The 19,410-nt window shown below is 40.4% G+C and carries 8 protein-coding genes; 7 read left to right on the forward strand and 1 reads right to left on the reverse strand.

Going from position 1 to position 19,410, the window contains the following annotated elements; all coding sequences use genetic code 11:
- Position 1: 1 nt before the first annotated feature.
- From LN995_RS19145 to LN995_RS19175, 7 genes are all read left to right on the forward strand, one after another.
- Positions 2–1,309: a nucleotide sugar dehydrogenase gene (locus tag LN995_RS19145; protein ID WP_229962699.1), complete on the forward strand. Its 1,308-nt coding sequence runs from the start codon at positions 2–4 to the stop codon at positions 1,307–1,309.
- A gap of 252 nt (positions 1,310–1,561) precedes the next feature.
- A complete protein-coding gene (locus tag LN995_RS19150) occupies positions 1,562–2,491 on the forward strand; it encodes a glycosyltransferase family 2 protein (RefSeq protein WP_229962700.1) in 930 nt (309 codons plus the stop codon).
- A gap of 450 nt (positions 2,492–2,941) precedes the next feature.
- Positions 2,942–12,118 carry a malectin domain-containing carbohydrate-binding protein gene (locus tag LN995_RS19155; RefSeq protein ID WP_229962701.1) on the forward strand — a complete coding sequence of 3,059 codons (9,177 nt, stop codon included), beginning with the start codon at positions 2,942–2,944 and terminating at the stop codon, positions 12,116–12,118.
- A 1,190-nt stretch (positions 12,119–13,308) separates the two neighbouring features.
- Positions 13,309–14,652, forward strand: coding sequence for an exopolysaccharide biosynthesis polyprenyl glycosylphosphotransferase (locus tag LN995_RS19160; protein WP_229962706.1), 1,344 nt, complete (start codon positions 13,309–13,311; stop codon positions 14,650–14,652).
- Between the two features lie 108 nt (positions 14,653–14,760).
- The gene (locus tag LN995_RS19165; RefSeq protein WP_229962702.1) at positions 14,761–16,323 is read left to right on the forward strand and encodes a hypothetical protein; all 1,563 of its coding nucleotides are present in this window, start codon (positions 14,761–14,763) and stop codon (positions 16,321–16,323) included.
- A 131-nt stretch (positions 16,324–16,454) separates the two neighbouring features.
- Positions 16,455–17,948, forward strand: a complete 1,494-nt coding sequence (locus LN995_RS19170; RefSeq protein ID WP_229962703.1) for a lipopolysaccharide biosynthesis protein — start codon at positions 16,455–16,457, stop codon at positions 17,946–17,948.
- A 130-nt stretch (positions 17,949–18,078) separates the two neighbouring features.
- Complete coding sequence (locus tag LN995_RS19175; RefSeq protein WP_229962704.1) at positions 18,079–18,978, forward strand: glycosyltransferase; 900 nt, start codon at positions 18,079–18,081, stop codon at positions 18,976–18,978.
- Between the two features lie 216 nt (positions 18,979–19,194).
- Here LN995_RS19175 and LN995_RS19180 read toward each other — a convergent pair.
- Positions 19,195–19,410, reverse strand: a 216-nt coding sequence (locus tag LN995_RS19180; RefSeq protein ID WP_229962705.1) for a malectin domain-containing carbohydrate-binding protein, incomplete at its 5' end; no start/stop codon positions are given.

Here is a 19,410-nt window from a genome sequence, read left to right on the forward strand (position 1 = left end):
CATGGTAATTTCAATTTTTGGCTTAGGCTATGTAGGCTGTGTAAGTTTAGGCTGTTTGGCCAAAAACGGACATCAGGTAATTGGCGTTGATGTTAGTCCTTTTAAAGTAGATCTCATAAACAGAGGGGTACCTACAATTTTAGAAAAGGATATAGATACTATCATAAAAGATGGCTTTGATAAGGGAAAGATTTCAGCGACAATGTGCGCTGATGAAGCTGTTCTTAACTCTGAAGTTAGTATCATATGTGTAGGAACTCCTTCGTCTCCTCATGGTCACTTAAATCTTTCTTACATTTTTAAAACAGCTGAACAAATAGGGGAAGCACTTCAAGAAAAAGAAGAGTTCCATACCGTGGTCATCAGGAGTACAGTGTTACCAGGGACAAATGAAAAGTTTGGGGAAATTATTGAAAAAGTATCTGGCAAGAAGCGTGGGAAGCATTTCTCTGTAGTTTCTAACCCTGAGTTTTTGCGGGAAGGTTCAGCTGTCAAAGACTATTACCGCCCGTCTGTTACAGTTATTGGTGGAGACCACAAGGAGGCTATGAGTAAAGTAGCATCTCTGTACAGTTGCATCGAAGCACCAATAGAAATCACAGATATAAAGATTGCTGAAGTTATTAAATATGTTAATAACTCCTATCATGCGTTAAAAATCGCTTTTGCGAATGAGGTAGGTAATGTGTGTAAGGCTCTTTCTATAGACTCGCACAAAGTAATGGATTTGTTTTGTAAAGATACCCGTTTGAACATTTCTACTGCTTATTTCAAGCCCGGATTTGCTTATGGTGGCTCATGCTTACCAAAAGACTTAAAAGGGTTCGTAACATTAGGACATGACAACTATGTATGTACTCCTATTCTAGGTTGTATTGACGCTTCGAACGAGAATCAAAAAAAGATGGCTTATGAGACAATAGCCAAAACTGGAAAAAAGAAGGTATGCTTTATTGGGTTAAGCTTTAAGGAAGGTACCGATGACTTAAGGTACAGTCCTTCTGTAGATTTAGCTGAAATGCTTTTAGGGAAAGGATACCATGTTACTATTTATGATGAAAATGTTCGGCTTTCAAAGTTAATAGGTGCTAATAAAGCCTTCATAAATGAACATTTGCCTCACTTATCTGATCTAATTGTGCATGATGTCGAAACAGCAATAAAAAGCAACGATGTTATTGTTATCAATCACAGAAATTTTGATGCTGAATCCTACAACAGTTTACTAGAAGATAAACATGCTGTTATTGATCTTGTAAGGATCAATACGCTTGAAAGCCTTCCAAACTATGAAGGTCTCTGCTGGTAAGTAATAGCTGCAAATGTAGTAAGTAGAAATCTGCCAGAACAAGGAGAGAAGGAGGTAGTAATGCAGAAGTAAAGTATACTATGATGAAGTTTTAATGAAGGCTATAGTCAAATTGCAAAAATACTAATCTCTCATTTCTAGTATATGTTTACTTGTGTAGCTTAAGAGAAAGAGGTTATACCTGTAAGTTAACTTCTTGTTAAAGAAACCAAGGATTTTATCAGGTGTACACCTATATAGCAACAAACGATTATGCGTCCTGAATTTTCAGTTATAATTCCTGTTCACAACAAGCTTCCGCATCTGGAGAGATCTGTATTTTCAGTGCTTAACCAAACTTTCTCAAGTTTTGAGCTTATTCTAATAGATGATGCCTCTACAGATGGTTCTTCCGAAAAATTGTTAGAGTTTAAGGATTCTAGAATAAAGTTACTAAGGCGAGATGTGCCTGGGCCTGGTGGTTATGCTGCTCGCAACTTTGGAGTTAAACATGCCAGCTATAAGTGGGTCTGCTTCTTAGATGCTGATGATGAGTGGGAGCTTAATGTATTAGATACTTTAGCAGAAGTCATCAAAGACCATCCTGATGTAGAAATTTTATCTTGGGGATGGGTAAAGGCAAAAGGAAGGCAAAAGGTGATTGATGCTTACTCCTGCAAGTTTAAACAGGAAAAAATTAAGCCCTTTACCTTAACAGATTTCTTCAACGGACCTCCTCCGATGTGGACAGGAGGTATTTCCATGAAAAAAGAATTACTTGAAAAAGCAGGAGGATTTCCGGAACATGGATTTAAAAGGGGAGGAGACATGGATACTTGGATCAGGTGTCTGTGGCATAGCAATAAAAGTCTTAGACTTACAAAACCTATGACCTTGTACTACATGGATTCGGTAAACATGGTGACAAAATCTATAGAAAATGATACTTCTTATTTCTTTTCTGATTTTGTTATGCAAATTTTACAAAGCACAAAAGATAAGCAGTTGGTTCAGGCTATTCGTTATCATCAGAACAGGCGTATTTATTCAATACTTACAGAAAGGTTAAATAAGGGCAGAAGCATAGACTATGACTTATTATCTAAAATGAATACCAATTTACTATTTTGTTACTTGTTTGTGAAGCTGCATTTAAAAGAACTCTTCCTCAGAACAAAGTTTATGAAAGGCTCAGCCGCATAAAGTACGGTAGCTTTAAAAGGCCGCAGCCATTGAAGTTTCATGTCCTGAATGATTATCTGGCTTAAGACTTACTATGGTACAAAGTTCTATTTCAGTTTAAAATTCCATCTCTTAATCCAACGATGGTGCCGAATAATTAAGTATTAGAACATTATTTAAGAAAAAGGAGGCTTAAACTTCAGGTAAAAAGGAAGTAGGCTTCTATTTCTGTTTTGTATACAGTTAAATGGCAAATGAAATGTTTGTATTTGCTATTTAATTCTCTCCTTTAGTGATTTCTATAAGTTTAGACTTGATATCTACTTTTTCTCTACCTCAATACTTATTTAGCAAGTTAATTGGTTGACTGTCTGTTACTGACTATACTTTTGGGTGAGCTACAAAAGCAGTACCCAATGCTCCTAATTTGCATTAACCTGAATAGCATATAATACTTAGATACATTAAATCATGAAGACAACCTTTACAGTTAATCTTTTCTGTAGTAAAATACTTAAACAAGCAAGATGGCTGCTAGTATTAGTTATTAGTTTACTGCATAACACTGCTGAAGCAAGCGCAGTAGTTGCCGGTTGCCCAGCCTTAAGCCCACTAGCCTGTGACCAGCTTCAGGTAAGCCTTCCATTCAGGTTAAGTTTTGAAAGTAGTGTGGCAGGCACCATTACGGACATAAATGGTGCAGGAACAGGTTTTACAATGGTGGCTCCATATTCCGGTACGCGTTTATCAGCAGACGGAACTCCATCCAGCTTAGAGGTGCTAGGGCACGAGGCATCAAAGCTGTTACTTTCTGGAGGAGGATTGCAATTAGCTACGAATAAAGGATTTGCTTATCTGAAGGAGAATAGTCAGATTAATACACTAGGTGTTGAGGTGAACACAGGGAGCTGGGTGCAAATCGATGCAGTTCTGGTTAATCCTTTTAACGGTACAGAGAATCAACAGGCAGGTCTTTGGATAGGCCTCCATGATAAAACATTTGTAAAGCTGGTGGTGATAGGATCTCAGGTAGAGCTCCGGAAGGAGGTAAATGATGTGTCCTCCAATACCAACGACCGGCGAATTACTTCCAGCATACCAAATTTAAGTACACAGAACGTCCGTTTGCGGCTTCAAATTGATCCTGTTACAAATTTAGTACAAGGCTTTTACTCAACAGATGGGGTTACTTATCTTAATGTTGGACAGAGTTATTCACAATCAGCCATTAGCTTATCAGGTTCTGGTATAACAGGAGGAACAGCCTATACCGGAGTATTTGCTAGTCATCGTAACTCCAATACTCCGGTAACTTACACTTTTGATGAGTTTTCTATTACCAGTGAATCTACAAACGAAAATGAGGCTCCTGTTTTTGCTGCTTCAAATTATGCTTACACTGTTTCCGATAACGTAGCAACAGGTGCCAATGTAGGTACAGTAACAGCTTCAGATCTGGAGGGAAGTGCTGTAACTTATTCTCTTATAGGTGGAAACACAATAGGAACTTTTGTTATCAACTCATCAACTGGTACAATCAGTTTAGCTAAAAAGGTAAATCATCATACCCAGTCTGCTTTTGCCCTAAAAGTAAAAGCGACAGATGCTGATGGTAATGCAAGTGAGGCTGACGTAGCGGTAACAGTTACAGAAGGCAATAGCCTTCCTGCTTTTAATACTATTTCGTGGAGAACGCTTGCGGAGCAGCCTTTTAGTACGCATGAGGTAATGGGAGAGGTTGTGGATGGAAAACTGTATGTGTTTGGTGGCTACGACGAAGCTAAACTACCAAATTATGCTCCTACAAAGCGTTTAATGATGTATGACCCAGCTTCTAATACTTGGAACATATTAGCTGACTTGCCGTTTGCACCAAGTGGAACAGGTTTTGGAGGAGTGACACATGCTGGCATTACAACTGATGGTACCGATATTTACTTTGCTGGCGGCTACATTTCAAATTCGAGTGGTACTGGACAAACATTTGGAACAAAACAGGTATGGCGTTACAATGTGGTTTCTGATTCCTACACAGCCTTACCAGATCTTCCTGTTGCACTGGCTGCAGGGCAGCTAAAGTACCTGAACGGTAAATTGCACCATATAGGTGGGCTTAACAGTATACGTACAGTTAATTTAGATACACACTATGTGTTGGATTTAGACAACATGGCCCAAGGCTGGCAAACTCTAGCACCCCTTCCGGTTGGGCGTCACCATGCAGGATCTACTGTTTACAAAGGAAAGATATATTACATTGGCGGTGGGCAAGGGCATGACGATGCTACCGTTACCTTTAAGAATGTAGATATTTATGATGCTGCCAGCAATGCCTGGAGCAGCGCAGCCGACATGTTAGTGCCATCAGGGACTACAGGGCGTGACCACATAGGGTCTTCAGTTATAGTAGCTGGAGACAAAATTGTTGTGCTTGGGGGGCTGACTTCTCATAATATAAGAACCAATCTGGTTTCGGCTTACCAGCCGTCAAGTAATACCTGGTCAAGCTTAACACCTTTACCAGCTGCATTAGCTTCCGGAGTGGGAGCCACCTTAAACGGTAGCATCCATTACACAGGAGGAAATTTTACAAAAGAAAACAGAATAGGCTCGCTTAGTAATGCCAGCAGTCAGCAAGTAGTTAGTTCTTTAACTCTTATTAACGCCGACACAGATCAGGATATCCAAACCCTTAAAGACGGAGCAGTCCTGGACCTGGCATCTCTAGCAACTAGAAACATTGCTATACGGGCCAATACAAATCCTGAAACGGTAGGGAGTGTGGTATTTATGCTGTCCGGTGCTGAAAGCAGCTCAGTTACAGAAAGTGTGGCACCCTATGCACTCTACGGAGATAACAGTAACGGCGACTACTATGCTTGGACGCCAACTGTTGGTGATTATAGCCTTGTGGCCACACCGTTCACCAGCTCAGGTGGTAGAGGAACGGCTGGAGTAGCTATAAATATAAATTTTAAAATAATTAACACTAGTACACCACCAATCACGGCCATTAGCCTGATTAACGGGGGGGGCGGGCAGTATATTGACGGACAATCACGTAGTTGGTCGTCTGACGCGCACTTCTCAGGCGGGGAAACAGCTTCAAAATCTTTTAGTGTGGAGGGCACAACAGATGATGCGCTGTACCTGAGCTACCGTTATGCCTCTTTAGGTACTCCTTTCAGTTATAGCATACCAGTTGAAGCAGGCTCTTATAATTTGAAAGTTCACTTTCTTGAGCCCTACTACGGAGCACCAGGCGGCAAGGCAGCCAGCGGAGGCGAGCGTGTTTTTCATGTAGATGTGGAGGGGCAGCGGGTATTGAGCAACTACGACATCTACACCCAGGAAGGCGCGGGCAAGGCCATTGTGAAGACTTTTAAGAGCATTTCTGTGAGTGATGGTTCACTCGATCTGCTCTTTACTTCGGTAGTTAACAATGCCATCGTCTCAGGTATTGAAATAGAGAAAGATACCACAACACAAAGCCATACATTGACTGTGAGTACCACCGGCAGCGGTACAGTTACACGCGACCCGGGCAAGACCAGCTATAGTGTGGGTACAAGCGTCACTTTGACGGCTACACCGGCTCCAGGATACCAGTTTGCTGGCTGGAGTGGTGATGTGAGCGGAGATATGAATCCCTTAACCCTTACGATGGATGGGGATAAGAATGTCTCTGCTTCCTTTATGATGTCTACTTCTGAACCTGGAACTCAAGCTTTGTTATTGTTTACGCCTACTGCCGTTACTGTTGACCTGCCAAGCGGACAGCAGAAAGAGTTGAAGGTAAACCTTAATAATTCTGATGAAGACCCGGTAACGGTGCAGCTTACGGCTATGGAAGGAAATGGCATGGGTACGCCAGCTTGGTTACTCCATAGTGGAAATACCCTGTCGAGTGAAAATAATGTCACTTATGCACTAGGCGAGTCAGGTAACGAAGTGCTCTTTACCGTTGATGCCACTACATTGGCCGCGGGTACCTATACTGCAATAGTAAATGCATCTGCGTCAGGTTATACGCAGGCAGAACTGTATGTTACACTGGAGGTAGCGAGCTATGAAGAAGGCTTGAGACCATCTGTCACTGCCGTACGGCCTGCTGACGGAGAGATCAGCGTTTCCCTAGGCCAGTCTATATCTGTGGACGTGTCATACCCTAGTGGCAAGTCTATTGATGGTAACACCGTAAATCCAGGCACTGTAAAGCTTTACAAAGTAGAAGGAACTACATTAATAGAAGTAGCTGGTACAGCCGTTAACGCGACAGCAGCAGGTGATGCTATTACGCTCTCAGCTACTCTGGCCTTAAGCTCTACGTATGAGTTTTTTATTAGTGATCAAGTAAAAGATGGAAATGGTTATAAGATGAAGCCTTTCAGATCTCGCTTTAAAACTGTTACTTCAGCCAGTGATATTCCTACCGATCTTCAAGGGGTATCGTTTACAGAACAAGTTTTGGTTGATAGAACGTTTGGAAGTGACGGATTTACTTCACTTGTGATCGGGCCTGATAAAAAGCTTTATGCGGCAACTTCTGGCGGAAAGATCGAAAGGTGGGATATCAAAGCAGATGGATCACTTACTAATCATATCTCTATTTCACCATTTGGCTCTAGTAGACGCCTGTTAATCGGGCTGCGTTTTGATCCCTCGGCTTCTGCCACTGATCTTGTTGCCTGGATGAGCCACTCATCGCCAGAGTTTAGCGAAGTTCCAGACTGGACAGGCAAGGTATCACGCATTGATTTAACTAATCCGGCTAGCCCTGTAGTGACTGATTATGTTATTAACCTTCCAAGATCTTATAAAGATCATGCAACAAACAGTATAGATTTTGGGCCAGATGGTGCACTGTATTTTCCGCAGGGTGGCAATACAGCTATGGGAGTTCCTGATGGAGCTTGGGGGCATAGACCGGAAAGACTATTATCTGCGGCGGTGTTGCGACTTGATATCGTTAAAGCGCAGCAACAGTCACTTCCTATAGATGCAAAGACAGAGGAGGGTGGAACCTACAATCCTAATGCAAGCAATGCGCCCTTAACTATTTATGCCACTGGTATAAGAAATGCTTATGACCTGGTATGGCACACCAATGGGCAGCTATACGTGCCTACAAACGGTTCTGCGGCTGGAGGTAATACACCAGCTCTTATGTCCGGTACTATGTGGTCTAACGGACAGGTTTATACAGGCCCAGACATTCCAGCCATGATGGATGTGCGTGATACTCAAAGTGATTATTTGTTTAGAGTAGAGAAAGGAGGATATTATGGGCATCCTAATATACTGCGCAATGAGTATATTATGAATGGAGGCAACCCGACAGAAGGCGTAGACGAAGGAGAAATAGTTTGGACTCAAAGTGGTAATACCTATGGCTATCCTGTTGGTACTCCAACGGAAGCTAACTATAAAAGGTGGACCTATGACTTTGGCCTCAATAAATCGCCAAATGGCGTAATAGAATATAAAAGCAATAATTTTGGTGGCAAACTAAAAGGTAAGTTACTAGTCTGCCGCTTCAGCGGTGGGGATGATATTATGGTACTTGAACCAGGAACCAGTGATTTTAATATTATCCGCGCAACTGAGGGTAGCGATGTTCCAGGCTTACGCCGTCCTTTCTCCAACCCATTAGATATAGCCGAGGATGAACAAACAGGGAACCTATATATTTCAGAGTACTTCGATGGCAACGGAGATGGTCAACCGAGAATAACATTACTTAGAGCTGGGGATATAAGTACTCCAGTGGCATCAGAAAATTTGATTAACGCGGGTGGAGCACAGTATCTTGATGATCAGGCGCGCAGTTGGTCAGCCGATACCCATTTCTCAGGTGGAGTGACAGCTTCTAAATTCTTTGATGTGGAGGGAACAACGGATGATGCGCTGTATCTGAATTATCGTTATGCCTCCTCAGGTGCGCCTTTCAGTTATAGTATTCCTGTAGAGTCAGGAACTTATAACGTGAAACTTTACTTCATTGAACCACACTACGGAGCACCGGGAGGCAAGGCCGCCAGCGGTGGCGAGCGTGTATTCCATGTGGACGTGGAGGGTCAGCGGGTGCTGAACAACTACGACATCTACGCTCAGGAAGGTGCGGGCAAAGCCGTGGTGAAAACTTTCTCTGGTATCTCTGTGAGTGATGGCACGTTGGATCTGCTTTTAACCTCTGTGGCTAACAATGCCATTATCTCAGGCATCGAAATAGAGAAAGGAACCAGCACGCCGCCAGTGGCATCAGGTAATCTGATCAACGGGGGAGGCATACAGTACAGCGACAGCCAATCGCGTATATGGTCGGCCGATTCATACTTTAGTGGTGGAGAGACGGCTAACAAATCGTTCAATGTAGAAGGTACTACAGATGATGCCTTGTATTTAAACTACCGCTATGCCGCTTCAGGTGCCCCATTCAGCTACAGTATTCCTGTTGAAGCGGGAACCTATAATGTGAAACTTCATTTTCTGGAACCTTACTACGGTGCACCAGGCGGCAAGGCAGCTAGCGGCGGCGAGCGTGTGTTCCATGTGGATTTGGAGGGCCAGCGGGTGCTGAATAGCTACGACATCTATACCCAAGATGGGGCAGCCAAAGCCGTGGTGAAAACCTTTGCTGACATTTCTGTGACCGACGGAAAGCTTGATATGCTCTTTACCTCTGTGGCTAACAATGCCATCATTTCAGGCATTGAGATAGAGAAAGGTACAACTATTCCTCCGCCAGTGGCATCGAATAAATTGGTCAATGGGGGAGGTGCGCAATATGTTGACAGCCAATCCCGCACGTGGGTAGCCGATGTAAATTTCTCAGGTGGGTTAGCGGCTAGCAAATCTTTTGATGTAGAGGGTACTACGGATGATGCTTTGTACTTGAGCTACCGCATCGCCTCTTCTTCCACGACACCATTTAGCTATGATATTCCTGTAGAAGCAGGTTTCTATAATGTTAAGCTTCATTTCATGGAGCCTTATTATGGTGCACCAGGCGGCAGGGCAGCTAGCGGCGGCGACCGTGTGTTCCATGTGGATGTGGAGGGCCAGCGGGTACTGAATAACTATGACATTTATGCACAGGATGGAGGCGGTAAGGCCGTGGTGAAAACCTTCTATGGCATTCCTGTGAATGACGGAACACTTAGTTTACTGTTAACCTCTGTGGTTAACAGTGCTGTTATATCGGCTATAGAAATAGAGAAAGGTACCTCACCTTCAGAAGATGTTACACCTCCGATTGTTTCGGCTCAACTTAGTGGAGCTTTACAAGCTGCCAATACTTATGTTAATGAGGCAACTGTTTCTGCAGAAGCCTCAGATCAGGGAGGGGCAGGGCTGGCATCAGTACAGTACAGCCTAAACGGTGGCGAATTTGTAGCATACTCAGCACCTTTCAAACTGATTGAGATGGGCCAGTACACTGTTCAGTTCAAAGCTGTCGATGGAAATGGCAATGAAACAACAACAGCGGCAACCTCTTTCAGTATTGTTAAAGGGGCAGTAAAGCTTGTAGTTGAGAATATAGATAAATTCCCAACAGCGGAGCGAATGGTCTTCTCCTTGATTCAAGTGCCATGGCAAAGGACATCACCGGAAGTAACTCCGTATAATGAGAACCATAACAAAGTGCGGATGAAAATCAGTAATAAAGGTACTCACCCTTTAAGCATCTCTGCACTGACCCTTTCGAATACGGCAGGCTGGAGGATAGCTTCCCTAAACGGGGTGGAATATAATGCCAGTACTAGCCTGCCACTTATGTTAAGTTCCGGCACTTCAGCAGAGGCTGTCATAGAGTTTATGGCCAAAGACCAAGGTGGGCGTGTGAAGATACTTCAGGATAAATTGATTATTTCTTCTAATGACACAGAAAATCCTAATAAGGAAGTAAGTTTAAACGGGCTTTGGCAGAACAAAGGAGAAGGTAGCAATGAGCCTTATGCACAGGAGATTATTCAGGCTTTTGGTTTCCGTACACAGACAGGCTACACGATTAACGATGGAGAGAACGGGGGAACTGACTTGGTGCCTAATTCAGATGAGATTCCGGCTTCATTCTTTGTACGTGCTGATCTGAGCAAACCTGTGACAGTAATTCAAATGGCGGCTTATCATGGTTGCTGTTCCTCAACAGAAAAATTCCAGTGGTATAATAAAGGATCCACAGGTGCTGCCACTCTGTTTACGCACAATGCGCTGGATGGTCAGTCGCTTCTTCCAAGAAAGCTTGATTCCGATACAGATCTGGCACAGGGATCTTTTAACCCTAGTGGGGCCTTTGGTTTAAAGGTTGCTACAGCTTACTCCGATAGAGACAGAAACTCTGGCGATAGAATAGGGCTTAGAGTTTGGAAAGCTATTGATGAAAATGGCAATATTATTCCAAATGCTTACATTATTGGGCATGACTACATAGGGCAGGATATAACAAACTATGATTACAATGATAACCTGTATTATATTACTAATATTAAGCCAGAAACCGGACCAGCATATTATTCTGAGCTAGCCTCAACACCGTCTGCATTGTCTTTTGGTGCAGTAGTAACAGGTAGTAACCAGAGTTTAACAGCTACGCTTAAGAACCTTGGAGGTAGCAGTGACCCGACCATTTCAATAAAGGGAATAGAGATTGTTGGTCCGAACAGAAATGAATTTTCAGCTGTTGCTCCATCTGTTATGACCTTAGCATCACAAGTAACTACTGGGGTTACAGTAAGGTTTGAGCCACAAAGCCAGGGCTTGAAAAATGCAGCGTTATTAGTGCATTACAATAACTCTAATATTCCATTGCGTGTTCCGCTTTATGGTATTGCAAACAGCAGCAATTCTGTTATAAGTGCAGTTAAGCGAATAAAAGGTGCTGCTGATGCTGCTATGTCTATTAGAGGTAACGTATGGGAGGCTGATGCAAGTTATAGACAAGGTTCTATCAAGCTGGATAAACAAACGGTAACCGGACCAATTGCCGCTACTGATGATGACGTCTTGTATCAGACCTACTTATCAGCTGCTACTAACCTAGCAGAGACTCGCTATTCAATTCCTATTGCAAATGGTAATTACATAGTGCGTATGCACTTTGTAGAAAACTACTTTAATGAAGGTGGCGCCAGGGAATTTAACATCACAATGGAAAATGAACTGAGACTAGCATACTTCGATATTTTCAAAGAAGTAGGCTACAGATCAGCCTTAGTGAAAGATTTTGAAGTAGGCGTTACGGACGGAAATCTAAGTATTCGGTTTAACCCTACTGCTAACCGTGTGGCTATTGGCGGTTTGGAGATATATAGGGCTTCTGCTTCAGCAACAGTGAACAGTTTATTTACAGCTGCTAATACCGGGGAGATGTTTAGTGATAACCGTAGCATCAGAGTGTATCCTAACCCTTCAAGTTCTGGTGACAAAGTCTTTGTGGAAGTTGATCACTTTGAGAAGCATGAAGCATTGAGTATAACCTTGCATGATATGGCAGGGCGTATTATAACTTCTCTAACTGCAGAAACCAATGATAATGGAAATTGTAGCAAAGAAGTTCAGTTGGATAACCATCTGAATCATGGTATGTACCTTATCCGGGTGGTAGCTCCTTCCGGGGTTATGTCTACAAAACTGGTAGTCGAATGATATTGAAATACAGTGTGCATATCCGCAGTACTTGACTTTCAGGTTTACTATTCTAAGAATTAAGTAGTTAAAAATACAGTAGTAGCTTTAAGAGTAAAGAGTTAGCCATTAGTAGAGATGATGCCGTGTCAATCTGTATCATCACTATTAATGGCTAACACATACTTAAGAAAATGCAGTACATAAGCATTATCTTTCTTTTTTGGGGATGGATGGTAGATAGATATATGTTTTGTCTTCATCCTAAACCAAGAACTATAGAGTGATATAAATTCTTGATAACAGGTTGATCGCAAATTATTGATGTCAAGAGTATGAGAAAGGATTAGCTTGTGCTGGTTTGAATTGTTCTAAAAGTCCGATCAATAGACTACTTGTCTTTTTCTTTGAACTCACCATTTCTCAGAACTAACCCTTCTAATGTTCTCAGATAAGGTTATAAGTACTACACTAAATCTTATATTTTTTGAAAACTAAAAAAGAAATAAAATTTAAATTATTTATTGTACTAATTAAATAATTTTTATAAGTTTGGTGAAGATAAGCAAATGCCTTCTTCTGCTTTAATTTTAATATAAAATCAATGATATATTTAAATAGGAATGTTTAAAATTGGTTATGTTAAACAATTTTAGTGTTTAGTTGTGTTACATGCCTAATGAATAGCTTTCTTTATCATAAAGCTATTAAATTTATATTATTTAAATATCTTAATATATAACTATACATCTAAAAGCAGCAAAGTATATGAACTGGAGTGTTTAATTATAGTTCTTCTATGAACACTACAGGTCTTACTAAATTATTGCTTATAACTTATAAACATTAATTATTATAGCCCCATAACTGCAGTTTTTTAAGCTGTTTAACTATTTATTCACCCTTTACACTATTATTAGTTGAACAAGATAACTTTATAATATTTTTATAGAATATTATAAGTCCCCTGATAAAGCCTTGCTATTGCTCTACATGGTCTTGTTAAAGATTAAGTGTTGCTATTGTGTTTTTAACAAATTTATATTTTTTAATTTATATAAAAGCTTAGATTGTGAATGTTCTAATGTGTTCAATAATAAAGATAGATACATTATTACATATTTCAGCTTAAGTTAATGCTTGTCACTATAGTTAAAACTAATAATTGATCTTCTAAAGGGTTGTATATGAATAAGGCAAGACAAAGACTCATGGTTACGCATTTGGGAGGAGACATTTTATCTCTTTTGCTTGTTGTATTTATCTCAATTATTCTTGTTTGGAGTAACATACGTAAAGAAACGGACTGGATCTTGTTTACTGGTTTTACTATGGGCTGGTTCCTGATTGGGTATTTCTGGAAATTGTACAGTCTAAAGCATTATAAGCCTTTAAGCACACGATTAACTAATTTTTTAAAAGTGTACCTCATTCTTATTGGTATAGCTTCTTTGCTTTATTTTATATACCCAGAGCTAGTGCCGGATAAAGATCTGATTATAGGCTTTGTTTTAGCGTTTCCAGTTTTTGGAATACCTATAAATTTTTTAGTTGTAAAAATTATAAAGCAACTAAAAAGCGATGAGGGCAAGAAGAGGCACACCTTAATTGCTGGTGTTGGAGTTCTGGCTGCTAATGTGGAAAAGGAATTAACGGGACATGAAATTAAGGGCTTTATTAAATGTACAAAAGAAGAGTGCCAGGTAAGACAAGACAAAATAGTGGGTGAGTTCACTAACATACACTCATTGTTAAAGGATAACCAAGTAGATGAGATTGTAATAGCTCTACCTGTAAAAGCATCAAAAAAGATTAGGGACATTTTAGTTGCTGCTGATTTCTATGGGGTGAGGGTTAAGTATATTCCTGATTATCAGGATCTATTTGGTAAACATTACCGAACCATACGGTACGGGAATATGGAAGCGGTGAATGTACGGCAACTACCTTTAGATGAAACATTTTCATTATTTATTAAAAACTGTTTTGATATTGCTTTTTCCTTAATGGCAATGTTCATGCTGCTCCCTCTTTTCCTTATTATCGCTGTCTTGATAAAGGTAGATTCTCCTGGGTCTGTCTTTTACTGCCCTACTAGAATCGGAAGAGCTGGTAAGCCTTTTAAAGTTTACAAGTTTAGAACGATGAGGGAAAATGATGCTTCTTCAGGAGGGCAACTTTCTACTAAGGAGAATGACCCTAGAATAACCAAGGTGGGAAGAATATTAAGAAAATACAGTTTAGATGAACTTCCGCAGTTTATTAATGTGTACTTGGGTAATATGAGTGTTGTGGGCCCCAGGCCGCATAGAAGCTTTTTGAATCAACAGTTACAGGAGAGCGAAGAAAAGTACATGATCAGACATTACTTCAAACCAGGAATCACAGGTTGGGCTCAGGTAAATGGCTGGCGAGGACCAACAGAAACAAAAGAGCAAAAGAAGCAGCGTACGCTTCATGATATCTGGTACATGGAAAACTGGTCGTTGGTGCTCGACTTAAAGATTATCTATTTAACTATTTTTAGTCGAAAAACACACACAAGCGCTTTTTAAAATATTGTATTAAAAAGCATTATGTTATGAAAGTTGCACACCAAGTATATACCACATATGAATAAAGCCTTAGTTATCTTACTAAGCATTGTTTCGTTACTTTTTGTTATGGCAACCAGACATAACAAAGAGATCATAATATATCATCAAGAGCCTGATTATGAACAACCAAGTCTTCTGAAGATACTTGATAATGACAAATTAAGCTATGGGTTGTACGCAAATGAAAATGAACCAGAAAAAATAAATATACTTCCTGACTTCTCTTATGCAGGTTATATGGGCGGAGGAGTTGCCTTACCCAATGTGCCTGTTAAAGTAACCTTATCACCAATGCCAGGTAATAACAAGAAGCAGATACAGGATGCAATAGATGCCGTAAGTAATATGCCTGTTGATAGTAACGGTTTTAAAGGAAAGGTGCTTTTAAAGGCAGGAATCTATAATATAGATGGTGCTCTAAGAATAAAATCAAGTGGCGTGGTTATAGCAGGAGAAGGGCAGGGCGCTAATGGAACTATCTTGAATGCAACTAGGGAAGCAAAGCATACCTTGATAATATTAGGTGAAGGGGCCAATAAAACACTAGTAAACGAAAAAACAGAAAGCCCTATAATCTCTGGATATGTACCAACAGGAAGCATAAGTTTTACTGTTAAATCTACTTCTGGTTATAAGATAGGAGATACGATTATAATCCAAAAATCTCCGAACGAGAACTGGATAACTGGATTAAACATGGGCCAATATGGATGGACGCCAGAACTATATAGAATTCCTCATGAGAGAGTTATAACTGCTGTAAAAGGCAATCAACTGACTGTTAACATTCCTGTGGTAGATCCAATAAAGCTGAAGGATGGAGGTGCTTTTGTATATAAAGCAAATAGTAACAGGAAAACACAGCAATCAGGTGTTGAAAACCTAAGGTTAATCTCAAGATACAAAAATGATGAAGATGAAGAACATGGGTGGTGTGGGGTAAAATTGATTATGGCTGAGAATTGTTGGGTTAAGAAAGTATCCGTTTTATATTTTGGCTTTTCAGCTGTTATAGTAGACAAAAATTCTGCTTTCAATACTATTGAGGATTGCGCAATGCTTGACCCTAAGGCTAAAACAGAAGGAATGAGGAAGTATTCTTTTAATATTCAATCAGGTAGCTTTAACTTGTTTCAACGTTGCTATGCAAGAGGGGGGCGGCATGATTATGTAACAGGTCCAAAGGTAACGGGACCCAATGTTTTTTTAGATTGTTATGCGACGAAGGCTAAGTCTGATATTGGACCTCATCATCGTTGGGCTACAGGTACCTTGTTTGATAATGTACAGGGGCAACAGATTCGTGTGATTAACAGGAAGAGTATGGGCAGTGGTCATGGTTGGGCAGGGGCTCAGACCATGTTCTGGAATTGTACCAGTACATCAGGAAAAGGAATGGCCGTGGAAAGCCCTCCTGGGAACATTAATTGGGTAGTTGGTGGCGAAGCTAGGCAATTATCCGGCACTGGTTATCAAGAGTTACTGGGGCAGCAAGTTGAGCCAAGAAGCCTTTATCTAGCCCAGTTACAAAGTAGGCTTGGGCAAGGTGCTCTTAAGAATATTACAAGTGCGACACAAAGGGTTGATGTAATCTATCCTGATTTAGCAAGATGGGCAGGAGAAAAGTAAGCGAGCTTTTTGCTCATTGATAAGTAAAAGTAAACATTTTTGTAGTAGTCGGAAGGATCAGTTGTAAAGTACAAATGACTAAGGGTTATATGATTTACAACTAAAAATATTGTGTAACTATTGTAAATACGATGCGGCAAACAGAACCTCATAGTCTTAAGTTGAAGGTTGTTAATGGCATTATCTGGAATGTTATTGAGCTAGTGATAAACAGGGGGTTTGCTTTCGCTATAAAACTAGTATTAGCAAAACTTCTATTCCCAGAACAGTTTGGGCTTGTGGGTATGGCAACTGTATTTGCCAGTTTTGTGCAGGTGTTTAATGATATTGGAATAGGAGCAGCCCTTGTTCAGCGAAAAGATGAAGACTTAGAAGAAATACATCTCCACACAGCTTTCTGGACTGGGCTTGTTTGGTCGGTTGGTATTTATATTATTATGGTTTTCATAGTGGCTCCATTAGCGGCCTCTTTTTATAAGGAACCAGTTTTAAGAAGTATTGTGCCTGTGATGAGCCTGGGGGTTTTATCTAGCCCTGTTAACTTGGTACATAAGGCGCAACTGACCAGGCAAATGATGTTCAAGAAGCTAGCCTTTATCAGTAACCTGTCAAATATTTTTTCAGGTGTTATTGCGCTGGTGTTGGCATTTTGGGGAGCAGGTATATGGTCTTTGGTTTTTAATTCTGTGGCATCGTTTGTTATTGCCATGCCTTTGTTCTTTAGTGCTACAAAGTGGGTGCCAAAACTTAGGTGGGATAAGCAGGCTTTTCACGATGTTTTTGGATTTGGTGTTTATACTACAGGAACTAATGTGTTTAATAACCTTATTTCCAAGCTTGATTATTTATTAATTGGAAAGCTTTTGAGTGCGTCTGCTTTAGGTGTATATACCCTTGCTTTTGTGCTTACAGATACCTTCAGAAGCCAAATTATGAACATGATAAATAAGGTTATGTATCCTGTATATGGAAAGAAACAGGATAGTCCTGATTTAATAAGAAAATACTATCTAAAAACCATCACTTATAATAGTGTCTGTATTTACCCTGTTATGGTTTTTTTTATTGTGCTGGGAGAACCATTTATTTTCGGGTTCTTCGGTGAAAGATGGAGTGGATCCATTATTCCTTTGAAAGCTCTGGCACTCTCTGTTATGATTCACATGCTTATTAACAGTCATGGATCCTTAATAAGGGGGATAGGCAAGCCAAAGTTAGAGATGAACCTGCAGTTGTTTAAAGCATTCTGCCTGTATGCTCCTCTTATTTCGCTCGGAATTTACAAGTATGGTATTGTAGGGGCAGCCTGGTCTTTTGTAGTTACTAAAGCAGCAGAGGTGGTTTTAGCACAATATTATCTCAAAAAGCTAATTGATGTATCGTATAAAGATTTGTTCCTTAGCATTCGAGGCCCCCTTTTAGCCAGTATTGTAGCTGCTTTATTATCTTATTTGCTGTACATTCTGCAGGTTCACTATATGCTTTGTGCTTTAGGCTTAGCTGCAAGTTACGGTGCAATGATATGGCTTCTGATGGGAAAAGAACTTAAGCTGCAGTTCAAAGAAGTTAAGAGAGGTAAAAAGCAAGGCGCAAAAGAGCTCAAAGAAGTGGCGCAGGTGGTTTAAATTTTGTCTTGCTGCCTGCTTATAAAGTTGAAGCCTTAGTTGGGTAAAAATGAAGAACCAAAGGCAAAATGAAGCTTTTACATATTAAACTTTAACAGATTGATTGGTTCAAAAACTCAAATAATTACATATGGAGAGTTATAAACCATTTGTTTCCATCATAATACCAACTTATAAGGATTGGGACAGGTTATTGCTATGTGTTAATGCGCTACTGCAGCAAAGTTATCCTAAGGCTTTTTTTGAAGTTATTATTGTTAACAATAATCCTGAAGATAAAGCGCCATGGGAAAGCAGTTTGCCGAATAACTTCATGATTCTTGAAGAAGAAACCCCAGGATCATATGCGGCAAGAAACACAGGTGTAAAAGCATCAAAAGGTCAGATTGTTGGCTTTACCGATTCAGACTGTATTCCAGCACTAACCTGGATAGAGGCAGCTGTTGCTTTCTTTGAGGAGCATCCTGCAACAGACAGAATAGGAGGGAGAGTAGATCTCTTTCCGCTGGAAAGTAAATACACTTTAGCCGAAGCCTATGAAGCGGTGTTTGCTTTTAGGCAGGAAGAAAACGTAAAGAAGCAGGTCTCTGTTACCGCTAATATGTTTAGCAGGAAAAAAGTATTTGATAAAATCGGCCTGTTCAACTCAACCATGTTTTCAGGCGGAGATTTTGAATGGGGAATAAGAGCGGGGCAAAATGGTTATAAGATAGGGTATTCTTCAAATGTAGTGGTGAATCATCCGGCCAGAAGAGACTTAAAACAGTTGCTAAATAAGATTAAGCGGGTAGCTTCTGGAAAACATAGTATGGATAATAATAAAAAAAACGCTACAGTACGATACATTTCCTTTCTTTATGAAATGCGACCTCATGTAAAAGAGTTTAGGCATATTTATACACGAGGAAAGGCGCTGAATTTCAATTTAAAAATGCGGGTCTTCATGCTTCGGTATTACATTAGGGTATTGAGGGCATATGAAGAAATAAGGCTCTTTAACGGTAGTAAACCTTATTATGATATTCAATAATCTTACGATTGATAATTTAAGAGAAGCTAGCTTTATATGTGGAGGAGAAGGTTTAGCTATCCTATTCTTCTCCTGTTAGAATCATAGAAGAATTCAATCTTGGTTCTTACCAGCATAAACTTAATCAATAAACAAAAAGCCCCTCGTTAATGTGCAGATAGTGCACATTAACAAGGGGCTTTTTGTTTATACTATCTTCTTTAACTGAAAGTCGGCTTATTGTTTGCTTACTTCAATAGCCGAGATAATGGCATTGTTCTTCACTGAGGAGAGCCTGATGTCGAGCTTTCCATCAGAGACTGTTGCGGTGTAGGTTTTCACCACGGCTTTTCCGAATCCGGCCTCTTTGTAGATGTCGTAGCTTGTGGCCAGTCGCTTGCCCTCCACGTCAATGTTGAAGACGCGGGAGTTCGAGGACTTGAAGTAAGGCTC

It is taken from the genome of Pontibacter silvestris (assembly GCF_020907275.1).
Taxonomy (GTDB): domain Bacteria; phylum Bacteroidota; class Bacteroidia; order Cytophagales; family Hymenobacteraceae; genus Pontibacter; species Pontibacter silvestris.